Source organism: Pseudomonas sp. NPDC088429, assembly GCF_044753305.1.
Taxonomy (GTDB): Bacteria; Pseudomonadota; Gammaproteobacteria; order Pseudomonadales; family Pseudomonadaceae; genus Aquipseudomonas; species Aquipseudomonas rustica.
In genome coordinates this window covers 23,939-34,934 of record NZ_JBIVMX010000061.1, presented here as the reverse complement: position 1 = coordinate 34,934, position 10,996 = coordinate 23,939, and the positions used below count along the sequence as shown (strand labels likewise).

Genomic DNA, 10,996 nt, shown 5'->3' with positions numbered 1-10,996 from the left:
CTGTCGGGGGCTCGGGTCGGCGCGTCCGTTCAACGGCAAGATTCTTCGGCGGCGGCGCATCACTTCCACTGCAGAAAGAGGTCGGCAATTATGCAGATTGCGAAAAATAATTCAACCTGCTTTTATGATTGTTTTGCCCAAGGAGTACCCGATGGACTATCGCCAGCTAGGCCGTACCGACCTGAACGTGAGCGCAATCTGCCTCGGCACCATGACCTGGGGCGAGCAAAACACTGAAGCTGAAGCCTTCGCCCAGATCGAACGCGCCAAGGAAGCCGGGATCAATTTCATCGACACCGCCGAGATGTACCCGGTGCCACCGAAAGCCGAAACCTACGCCACCACCGAGCGTTACATCGGCAATTATTTCAAAAGTCGCGGCGATCGTGCCGACTGGATCCTCGCCAGCAAGATCGCCGGCCCGGGCAACACCATCGACTACATCCGCGATAAAAACCTGCGCCACAACCGCCAGCACATCACCGCTGCGGTGGATGCCAGCCTCGAGCGCCTGCAGACCGATTACATCGATCTGTACCAACTGCACTGGCCGGAGCGCAGCACCAACTTTTTCGGACAGCTGGGCTACAAGCACAAGATCGAAGCCAATCTGACGCCGCTGGAAGACACCCTCGAAGCGCTCGACGAGCAAGTGAAGGCCGGCAAGATTCGCCACATCGGTCTGTCCAACGAAACGCCGTGGGGCACCATGCGTTTTCTCGCACTGGCCGAAGCCCGTGGCTGGCCGCGTGCGGTGTCGATCCAGAACCCGTACAACCTGCTCAACCGCAGCTTTGAAGTGGGTCTGGCGGAAATCGCCATTCGCGAACAGTGCGGCCTGCTCGCCTATTCGCCGCTGGCGTTTGGTTTCCTGTCGGGCAAGTACGAAGGTGGCGCACGTCCGCCGAAAGGCCGTCTGAGCCTCTATAGCCGCTTCAGCCGCTATTTCAATGCGCAATCGGAAGCAGCGTGCAGCCGTTACGTCGCCCTCGCCCGTGAGCACGGTCTGGATCCGGCGCAGATGGCGTTGGCGTTCGTGACCCAGCAACCGTTCGTCACCAGCAACATCATTGGTGCGACGACGCTTGAACAACTGGACAGCAACATCGCCAGTTTTGATCTGAAGCTTTCCGATGAAGTGCTGGAAGGGATTGAGGCGATTCACAAGGATCATCCGAATCCGGCACCCTGATTGAGCATTAAAAGCTTCGCGGGCAAGCCTTGCTCCTACAGAGAATCAAAATCCGTAGGAGCAAGGCTTGCCCGCGAAGGCGTTCGCCGCATCAGCACAAACCTAGAGCGACCGCGCAATGATCTCTTTCATGATTTCATTGGTGCCGGCATAGATCCGCTGCACGCGCGCATCCGCCCACGCCCGGGCCACCGGGTATTCCCACATAAAGCCGTAGCCGCCATGCAGTTGTACGCACTCGTCGAGCACCTTGCATTGCAGGTCGGTGCCCCAGTATTTGGCCATCGCCGCCGTCGGCACATCCAGCTTGCCTTGCAGATGCAGTTCCAGACATTTGTCGACAAACACTCGGCCGATCTGAATTTCAGTGGCCATCTCTGCCAGTTTGAAGCGAGTGTTCTGGAAATCAGCAATCGCCTTGCCGAACGCCTTGCGATCACGGGTGTAATCCAGCGTCCATTGCAACGCTGCTTCGGCTGAGGCCAGACCGCCAATCGCCACCGTCAGGCGTTCCTGAGGCAACTCCTGCATCAGATAAGCAAACCCTGCCCCGGCCTGTCCCAGCAGCTTTTCTTTCGGCACGCGTACGTCCTGGAAGAACAATTCCGACGTGTCCTGCGCCTTCATCCCTACTTTCTCGAGGCGTTTGCCCTTCTCGAAGCCCGGCGTATTCGCTTCGACCAGAAACAGGCTGGTGCCCTTGGCGCCGGCCTTGGGATCGGTCTTGGCAACGACGATCACCAGATCCGCGAGGAAGCCGTTGGTGATGAAGGTTTTCGAGCCATTGATCACGTATTCATCGCCGTCGAGCACAGCGGTGGTTTTCACGCCTTGCAGGTCGGAGCCCGCGCCAGGTTCGGTCATCGCGATGGCGGTGACCATCTCGCCGGAGACCAGTTTCGGCAGGTATTTGTGTTTCAGCGCTTCACTGCCGTAATGCAGGATGTACGGCGCGACGATGTCCGAATGCAGCGAGAAACCGATGCCGGTCAGGCCCAGCCGGCCGACCTCCTCGATCACCACAGCGCTGTAGAGAAAGTCCGCCCCCAGCCCGCCGTATTCTTCCGGCAGGTGCGAGCAGAGCATCCCCGCCTCCCCGGCCTTGTTCCACAGCTTGCGGTCGATGTGGCCTTGTTTCTCCCACTGCGCATGGAACGGCACGGCCTCTTTTTCGAGGAAGGTTCGTACGCTGTCGCGGAATAATTCGTGCTCGGAGCTGAACAAGGTTCTGGGGATCATGCGGCACCTTTCTTTCTTGTTGGAGGGAGATGACCCTCAGAGACTAAGCCTCCCCTCCGACACAGGACACTGGACACATCCGACAAAAAATAAGACGATCCAGCCGTCTGGTGACCACTTTCCCTTATAAAAACAAAACAAAAGTTGAATTATGTCCAAGCAAGTCTCCACGCCCTTGCGGCGCGTCAGCATCCTGGCTATCGACCGGGTTTTCGCCTTCACCCTCATGCAAGCCAAGGATTTTTTCCATGTGGCGAGCCTGCGCTACGGCAAACAACTGGGCCACGGCCTGACACCCGCGTTTGAAACGCGCATCGTCAGCCCCGACGGCAAACCGGTAACAAGCTTCAGCGATGTGGTGATCCCCGTCGACGGTGGTCTGGAAAACACCGATATCATCATCCTCCCGGCGTTCTGGGACGACTTCGAAACCCTGTGCACCCGTTACCCGCAAATCATGCCGTGGCTGCGTGAGCAACATGCTCGCGGCGCTGTGCTCTGCGGCGAAGCCACCGGGGTGTTCTGGCTGGCCGAAGCCGGGCTGCTGAATGGCAAGGAGGCGACCACGTACTGGCGTTTCTTCAACGCCTTCACCGAACGCTTCCCCAAGGTGCACCTGAATCAGGACAAGCACCTGACCGACGCCGACAACCTGTATTGCGCTGGCGGCACCACGTCGGCCTGCGACCTTTACATCTACTTGATCGAGCGCTTCTGTGGAGCCAACGTCGCACAGGCTGTGGCCCGCGATATTCTTTACGAAGTGCAGCGCAATTATTCGCCGGGGCGCATTGGTTTTGGCGGGCAGAAGCTGCATCAGGACGTGATCATCCTGCAGATTCAGCATTGGCTTGAAGAGCACTTCGCCGACAAATTCCGCTTCGAAGATGTGGCGCGCGAGCATGGCATGAGCATTCGCAATTTCATGCGCCGCTTCCAGACTGCGACTGGCGACAAGCCGCTGCATTACCTGCAGCGGCTGCGCATCGAGACGGCGAAGGGCTTGTTGTCGGGCAGCCGCAAGAGCATCAAGACCATCAGTTATGAGGTCGGTTACGACGACGCGAGCTTCTTTGCGCGGTTGTTCCGCCAGCACACCGAGCTGTCGCCGAACCAGTATCGGCAGCAGTTTCAGCAAGCTGCCTAACCCTCCCCCCCCGATGATCGTTCCCACGCTCTGCGTGGGAATGCTGCCAATGGACGCTCTGCGTCCGCCCCGGAATGTGACGCAGAGCGTCACGGTATGCATTCCCACGCGGAGCGTGGGAACGATCAAGATCGCAGCCTGCGGCAGCTCCTACAGAATGGCGTACACCTGTAGGAGCTGGCGAAGCCTGCGATCTTTTGATCTTCAGCGCATAAAAAAGGGCCTGCAATTGCAGGCCCTTTTTATTTGCCGAAATCCGCTTAAGGCTTGTGCGCCCGCGACAGGAATTCGTGCGATTGCATTTCCAGCAGACGGCTCAGCGTGCGCTGGAATTCGAAATTCAAGCGGCCGCCGGTGTACAGATCCTTCAGCTCGACTTCAGCGGAAATGATCAGCTTGACGTTACGGTCGTAGAACTCGTCGACCATGTTGATGAAGCGGCGAGCGATGTCGTCGGTGGTGACGCTCATCTGCTCGACACCGCTGAGCAACACGGCGTGGAAGATCTTGCCCAGTTCGATGTAGTCGTTCTGGCTACGCGGGCCGTCGCACAGTTCGCGGAAATCGAACCAGGCCACGTCGTCGCAAGTACGCAATGCGCGGATCTCGCGGTTTTCGATCATCAACACGTCGTTCTCGACCGCTGCTGTGCATTCCGGCGTCAGCGCGCGGAAGCTCTTGCGCAGGCTTTCGTGGGACGCCTCGTCGAGCGGGAAGTGGAACAGCTCCGCTTGTTCGAGGTGACGCAGACGGTAGTCGACGCCGCTGTCGACGTTGACGATCTCGGTGTTCTGCTTGATCAGCGCGATGGCTGGCAGGAAGCGCGCGCGTTGCAGGCCGTCCTTGTACAGACCGTCCGGGACGATGTTCGACGTCGCGACCAGAGTCACGCCATTTTTGAAGAGTTCTTCCATCAACGTGCCGAGGATCATCGCGTCGGTGATGTCGGAAACGAAGAATTCATCGAAGCAGATCACTCGCGACTCGTCGGAGAAACGCTTGGCGATGATGGTCAGCGGATTTTTCTCGCCGCCGAGGGTTTTCATCTCTTCGTGCACGCGCTTCATGAAGCGGTGGAAGTGGGTGCGGGTCTTTTCCTTGAACGGCAGCGCTTCGAAGAAGGTGTCGACCAGATAAGTTTTGCCGCGACCTACGCCGCCCCAGAAATACAGGCCCTTGACCGGCGTCTGATCCTTTTTGCCAAACAGTTTGCTCAGCAGGCCTGGCTTGTTCTGATCAGCCGCGATCAGATCGTCGTACAGACGCTGCAAATGACGCACAGCAGTTTCCTGCGCGGCATCATGGAAGAAGTCCGGGCGTTTCAGATCAGCTTGGTATCGTTCTAGGGGCGTCATAATTCGTTAGCAAGGCAACAAAAACGGGCCGTCACTGTAGCGATGGCCCGGGGGAATGGCAATCGGCCCTTGGTCGGGCCGTGCCGCCGATTAGTCTTGAACCGGGGTCAGCGCGACGCGCAGTGCCTCGATGGCCGCATCGCGAGCCGCAGCATCGGCGAACGCCGGGCTGTCGCCCACGCACTCGCCTTCGAGCCAGACGCTGAAGCTCAGGTCTTCGCTGCGTACGTCCAGCGCCTGACCCGATTGCAGTTGCTTGGTCACCTGCCCTGCGGCTTTGCCGTCGGCGAAGTTACGCGACAGCAGCAATTGCTCGCCATCGGCCGCCAGCAGACGGAAACGGAAGCTGCCGTCGTCTTCACGGAAGCTGACGAAACGCGCGGCTTTCGCGGCCTTCTTCTTCGTGGTTGCGGCAACCTGAACCTGATTGACGAAAGAACGCAGGCCAACGGCTTCGCGCAATTCGTTGAGGAACGGTGTCGCCACAGCACGGGCCTTTTTCGCACCGATCTGCAGGATGTCTTCCAGATCCGCCGGACGTTCGATCAACTGGTGATACTTGTCGCGCGCTTCGCCGAGATCGTTGTCGAGCAACTGGAACAAACGGCTCTTCGCCTCGCCCCAACCCAGACCGCCCAACAGTTCGCTGCGGAATTCGTCAGCCTGTGCTGGCGTGGCGAAGGCCTGGAACAGGGTGAACAAATGCGAGTTGTCCGGATCTTTCGCTTCGCCTGGCGCCTTCGAGTCAGTGACGATCCGCGAGATCGCGTCTTTCATCTCTTTGGCGCTGGAGAACAACGGGATGGTGTTGTCGTAGCTCTTCGACATCTTGCGACCGTCGAGGCCCGGCAATGTCGCCACGCTTTCTTCGATCAGCGCTTCGGGCATGGTGAAGAATTCTTTGCCCTGACCGAACAAGTGGTTGAAACGCTGGCCGATGTCGCGGGCCATCTCAACGTGCTGGATCTGGTCACGACCGACCGGCACTTTGTGCGCGTTGAACATCAGGATGTCTGCGGCCATCAGCACCGGGTAGCTGTAGAGGCCCATGGTGATGCCGGCGTCCGGGTCTTCACCGGTTTCGACGTTCTTGTCCACCGAGGCCTTGTAGGCGTGCGCGCGGTTGAGCAGGCCCTTGGCGGCGACGCAGGTCAGCAGCCAGGTCAGCTCAGGGATTTCCGGGATGTCGGACTGGCGGTAGAAGGTCACGCGGTCGACATCGAGGCCACCGGCCAGCCAGGTCGCAGCGATTTCCAGACGCGAGCGCTGGATGCGCAGCGGGTCATCGCATTTGATCAGGGCGTGGTAGTCGGCCAGGAAGTAGAACGAATCGGCATTGCTGTCACGGCTGGCAAGGATCGCCGGGCGGATGGCGCCGGCGTAGTTGCCCAGGTGCGGCGTGCCGGTGGTGGTGATGCCGGTGAGGATACGGGTACGGTTCGTCATGGGTAATCGCTTGTCAGACTGCAATCAATTCGAGAGACGCGGCAGGATCAGATCCTTGAGATCGGTCAGCTTGCCATGAAAAAAGTGTCCGCATTCTGCCACTTTCAACAGCTCATGGGGGCGCTGGAGTTGTTCCGACCAGTCGTAAACCAGCTGAGGCTCGATGACTTCGTCGGTTTCCGGCTGGATCACGGTGAGTTCGCCCTGCTGCGGCAGTTGATCCTGCTCGCCCAGACGCATGACCGCCGGGGCGACCATGAACAGGTGCTTGAGCTGCACGCCTTGGGCTTCAAGACGACCGCCGAGACTTGCTGCAACAAATCCGCCGAAGGAGAAACCGAACAGGGTCAGCGGCAGGTTCGGATGTTTTTCGCGCAGCCATGCCGCAGCCGCTTGGGCATCATCGACTTCACCGGTGCCCATGTCGTGCGAACCTTCGCTGGCGCCGACGCCGCGATAGTTGAAGCGCAAGGTAATCAGGCCTGCGTCGCGCGCGGTGCGCTGCAGGGTCGAGACGACTTTGTTGAGCATGGTGCCGCCCTGCACCGGGTTCGGGTGGCAGATCAGCGCGATGCCGCGCGGCTGCTCGTTATCGAGGTACAAGGCTTCGATTTGGCCGACTGGGCCGGCAATCACTACAGGGGTTTCACGCATCAGCAAGGAAGGAACTCCGTGACCTCGAATCGGGTCGACTCGTCTAGCAAATTGTCTGTGCCAATCTATTGCGAGTGAATCGCGGTATACAGCGCAGGTTCGAGCCGTTTACTTAAAGCTATTCCTTGTATAGATGAAGGTCGCGTGGAACACTCGCTCTTAGTTTGGTTGTTACCGACTCTTGCCCTGGTTGTGGGTGTCGCCATTGGATTCCTGATCGCGCGCGTTGCGCCGAACGCCGCGCCGAGCCGTACGCAGCGTCAACTGGATGATATCCAGGAGCGCTTCGACAGTTATCAAAACGAGGTGGTCACCCACTTCAACAGCACCGCGATGCTGGTCAAGAAACTGACCCAGAGCTATCAGGAAGTGCAGGATCATCTCGCCGAGGGCGCCAACCGTCTGGCCCTGGACGAGCAGACCCGCCAGCGCTTGATGGCCGCCCTGCACGCCGACGCAGCGCAGGCACCGCGCGAGCGCCTGACGCCACCGCACAACAATCAAGAACCGCCGCGTGACTACGCACCAAAAACCCCGAACGCGCCGGGCATGCTTGATGAGCACTATGGTTTGAAGAAGTAAGCAGTCTTCGCTGCAAACCAAAAGCCCCCGGACAGTGATGTGTTCGGGGGCTTTTTTGTGTCTGGGGAAGTGGCAGCGACCATAAAACCTGTAGGAGCTGTCGAGTGCAACGAGGCTGCGATCTTTTGATGTTCATTTTTCAAAATCAAAAGATCGCAGCGTGCCGCAGCTCCTACAGGGCGCAGACAAAAAAATGCCCGATCACCGGATCGGGCATTTCTTCATTCAGACAATCGCTTACGGATACTGCTGAACCGTGCCCGGCTGCTGTTGCTGCGGCGCACCGTACTGCTGACCCGGAATCGCCTTCAGGTTGACTTCAACCCGACGGTTCTGCGCACGGCCATTGACGTCACCGTTGCTGGCAATCGGATTATCCGGGCCGGCACCGCGCGCCGACAGGTTGGCACCGCTGACACCTTGCGAGGTCAGGTAAGTCGCCACGCTCTGCGCACGACGCTGCGACAGATCCATGTTGTGCTGGCGGCTGCCGGTGCTGTCGGTGTAGCCGACGATCTCGATCTGGTTCTGGCTGAATTCCTTCAGCGAACTCGCGAGGTTGTTCAGTGGCTGATAGAAGCTGGAAGCGATGTTCGCCGAATCGGTGGCGAACGTGATGTTGCCCGGCATGATCAGTTTGATCTGATCGCCCTGACGCTGCACTTCAACACCAGTGTTGGCCATGCTCGCGCGCAGCTTCTTCTCTTGCTGGTCAGCGTAGTACCCGTAACCGGCCGCCGAAGCACCGACCACGGCCGCGCCGATCAGCGCGCCTTTGCCACGGTTGTCGTGACCGATGGCGGCACCGGCCAGTGCGCCGGCGAGTGCACCGAGGCCACCGTATTTGGCGGTTTTGCTCATTCCTTGGGAGCCACTGTCGGCCTGGCCCTGATTGTCATACGGGTTAGGCGAGGCGCAGCCGGACAGCAAGGCCACGGCAGTAGCGACAATAATCAAACGACGCGTGGTGAACATGAAGAGCTCCTACTTTTGCATTCTATGGTGCAACGGCCATTGGCAATCGCCCGTGCGGGCGTTGGATCATGACAATGCACAAAAATTCCACAGCAGACCCGTGACAAAATATTTAGGCCCGCACAAACGGGTTTTCGCGCATCTCATCCCCCAGACGCGTGTCCGGGCCATGCCCGGTCACAACAGTCGCGTCCTCGTCCAGCGTGTATAGCCGCTGCTTAATCGACCGCACGATGGTCGCCTGATCGCCGCCCCACAAATCCGTGCGCCCTACGCCACGACGAAACAGCGTGTCGCCGGCAATCAACAGCTTAGCCTCGGAAAACCAAAAGCTCATGGATCCGGGTGTATGACCCGGCGTATGCAGCGCCACGCCGCAGCCGCAAGCGAGTTCTTCGTCGTCGCTCAACCAGCGATCCGGTGATGGCACCGGCGTATACGGCACGCCGAACATCTGGCATTGCATCTCAAGGTTGTCCCAGAGGAACTGATCTTCTTTATGCAAATGCAGAGTCGCGCCGGTTTTCTCTTTCATCTGCCCCGAAGCGAGGAAGTGATCGAGGTGCGCGTGGGTGTGGATGATGCTGACCACTTTCAGCCCATGCGCATCGAGGCGCGCCATGATCAGATCGGGATTGCCGCCCGGGTCGACGACGATGGCTTTTTTCGTGATCGGGTCGCCGATGATTGTGCAGTTGCACTGGAGCGGGCCGACGGGGAAGGTTTCGCGGATGAGCGCGGGAGCTGGAGCGGTCATGAGAGATCCTGAGTCGATAATCGAACGGGCGCATTTCAATTCAGGATTCTACGTCACTCGCCGATTTATTCACTGGTGCAGTAATTTGACGCCACCAATCAGAAAATGATGGCCAAGTGATGCCATCCATATCAATTTTGATGCAATATCGCACTTTTGTAGCGGTTGCATTCGGGAAGGGCCGCAGCGCACTCAGGAAAATTCCATGCCTACACCGTCAACGTACTCATTTACTTTCCCCTCAATGCTGACCGGCAACCAATACGTCGACAGCCTTATCTCAGGCACGTATTGGCTGGGTTCAAATTGGACTCCTCTGGGCCCGACGAATCTCAGCTACAGCTTCATGGCGCCGGATACTTCCTATTTCGTCACCAACTACAGCCCGGACAACGAGTACAACGCGCTTTATGAACTGACCTCGGGGCAAAAGAGTGCTGTGACGAACGCGCTGGCCACCTGGAGTGCTGTCGCCGATCTCAACTTCACGCTGACAACTGATGACATTAATAATGTCGGTGACTTGCGATTCGGTGGCTACCGGTTGATGGATAATCAGACGGCTGCGTGGGCTTACTTCCCGGCACAGAATCCGTCTGGTGGTGATGTCTGGGTCGGCCCGGAGACCAACGAGGCAAATCCGAGCAAGGGCTCTTACGATTACATGACCTTTGTGCATGAAATCGGACATGCGCTGGGTCTCAAGCATCCTTTCGATGTCAGTGCGAGCAACAAACTTCTACTGGATCCGTCGCTGGACGATGTGCACTTCACCGTCATGAGTTACAACAGCAACTACTCCTACCAGCCCACCACGCCTATGCTGCTTGACGTTCTGGCTATCCAGAGTCTCTACGGTACCAACAACTTTTGGCGAACCGAAAACACCGTGTACAAGTGGGACGCCAACCAGTCGATTTTCGAAACCCTCTGGGACGCCGGCGGTAACGATACGATTGATGGCAGTAATCAACTGGGTTCTGTCAGCATCAATTTGAATGAGGGGGCCTTTAGCCAGATCGGCAAAGAGTTTATCGATTACAACACGATGACGACGACACGCGAGGGGCTGGCAATTGCTTATGGGGCCAAGATCGAGAATGCAGTCGGTTCCGCATTCAATGACCTCCTGACCGGGAATGCGTTGGACAATACGCTTGATGGAGGTCTCGGCGCTGACACAATGATCGGTGGCGACGGCGTCGACACCTATTACGTCGACAACGTCGGCGATGTCGTCATCGAAACCGACGCCTCTCTGACCGCACTTGATCGCGTGTTCTCCTCCATCGATTACACCCTAGGCGCCAACGTCGAAAATGTGATCCTGATTGGCAATGCTATCAATGCCACCGGTAATGAGCGGGACAACCGCATGACCGGCAATGCCTTGGGCAACACACTCGATGGCGGCGCAGGCGCCGACATCATGATCGGTGGCGACGGCGTCGACACCTATTACGTCGACAACGTCGGCGATGTCGTCATTGAAACCGATGCCGCTTTGACCGCACTTGATCGCGTGTTCTCCTCCATCGATTACACCCTCGGCGCCAACGTCGAAAATGTGATCCTGATTGGCAATGCCATCAACGCCTCCGGTAATGAGCGAGACAACCGGATGACCGGCAACGCGCTGGCCAACACCC

At 58.3% G+C, this 10,996-nt stretch carries 10 protein-coding genes; 4 read left to right on the top strand and 6 right to left on the bottom strand.

All coding sequences use genetic code 11. The annotated features are described in order from the left end of the window. Nucleotides 1-151: 151 nt before the first annotated feature. The gene (locus ACIP66_RS23225) at nucleotides 152-1,192 is read left to right on the top strand and encodes an NADP(H)-dependent aldo-keto reductase (RefSeq protein ID WP_008080271.1); all 1,041 of its coding nucleotides are present in this window, start codon (nucleotides 152-154) and stop codon (nucleotides 1,190-1,192) included. Between the two features lie 102 nt (nucleotides 1,193-1,294). Here ACIP66_RS23225 and ACIP66_RS23220 read toward each other — a convergent pair whose 3' ends face one another. Further along, a complete protein-coding gene (locus ACIP66_RS23220; RefSeq protein WP_400651188.1) occupies nucleotides 1,295-2,431 on the bottom strand; it encodes an acyl-CoA dehydrogenase family protein in 1,137 nt (378 codons plus the stop codon). Nucleotides 2,432-2,681: 250 nt separating this feature from the next. On the opposite strand from ACIP66_RS23220, the gene ACIP66_RS23215 reads away from it, so the two are divergent. Beyond that, on the top strand, nucleotides 2,682-3,578 hold the full coding sequence (locus ACIP66_RS23215; RefSeq protein WP_172680158.1) for a GlxA family transcriptional regulator: 897 nt from the start codon (nucleotides 2,682-2,684) through the stop codon (nucleotides 3,576-3,578). 260 nt (nucleotides 3,579-3,838) lie between these two features. Here ACIP66_RS23215 and zapE read toward each other — a convergent pair whose 3' ends face one another. The 3 genes from zapE to ACIP66_RS23200 all read right to left on the bottom strand — a co-directional run bounded on the left by zapE (nucleotide 3,839) and on the right by ACIP66_RS23200 (nucleotide 7,033). Further along, entirely contained in the window at nucleotides 3,839-4,933 is a 1,095-nt protein-coding gene (gene zapE, locus ACIP66_RS23210) for a cell division protein ZapE (RefSeq protein WP_053123668.1), read from the bottom strand. A 90-nt stretch (nucleotides 4,934-5,023) separates the two neighbouring features. Further along, complete coding sequence (locus tag ACIP66_RS23205) at nucleotides 5,024-6,379, bottom strand: tryptophan--tRNA ligase (protein WP_053123670.1); 1,356 nt, start codon at nucleotides 6,377-6,379, stop codon at nucleotides 5,024-5,026. Between the two features lie 24 nt (nucleotides 6,380-6,403). Then, entirely contained in the window at nucleotides 6,404-7,033 is a 630-nt protein-coding gene (locus ACIP66_RS23200; RefSeq protein WP_400651192.1) for an alpha/beta hydrolase, read from the bottom strand. Nucleotides 7,034-7,177: 144 nt separating this feature from the next. Between ACIP66_RS23200 and ACIP66_RS23195 the strand changes: the two genes are divergently transcribed. Next, the gene (locus tag ACIP66_RS23195) at nucleotides 7,178-7,615 is read left to right on the top strand and encodes a YhcB family protein (RefSeq protein ID WP_053123671.1); all 438 of its coding nucleotides are present in this window, start codon (nucleotides 7,178-7,180) and stop codon (nucleotides 7,613-7,615) included. Between the two features lie 237 nt (nucleotides 7,616-7,852). Here ACIP66_RS23195 and ACIP66_RS23190 read toward each other — a convergent pair whose 3' ends face one another. Both ACIP66_RS23190 and ACIP66_RS23185 read right to left on the bottom strand, forming a co-directional pair. Further along, a complete protein-coding gene (locus ACIP66_RS23190) occupies nucleotides 7,853-8,590 on the bottom strand; it encodes an OmpA family protein (protein WP_212545532.1) in 738 nt (245 codons plus the stop codon). A 112-nt stretch (nucleotides 8,591-8,702) separates the two neighbouring features. After that, on the bottom strand, nucleotides 8,703-9,347 hold the full coding sequence (locus tag ACIP66_RS23185) for an MBL fold metallo-hydrolase (RefSeq protein WP_400651183.1): 645 nt from the start codon (nucleotides 9,345-9,347) through the stop codon (nucleotides 8,703-8,705). Nucleotides 9,348-9,552: 205 nt separating this feature from the next. Between ACIP66_RS23185 and ACIP66_RS23180 the strand changes: the two genes are divergently transcribed. Further along, a partial coding sequence (locus ACIP66_RS23180; RefSeq protein WP_400651180.1) for a M10 family metallopeptidase occupies nucleotides 9,553-10,996 on the top strand: 1,444 nt, incomplete at its 3' end.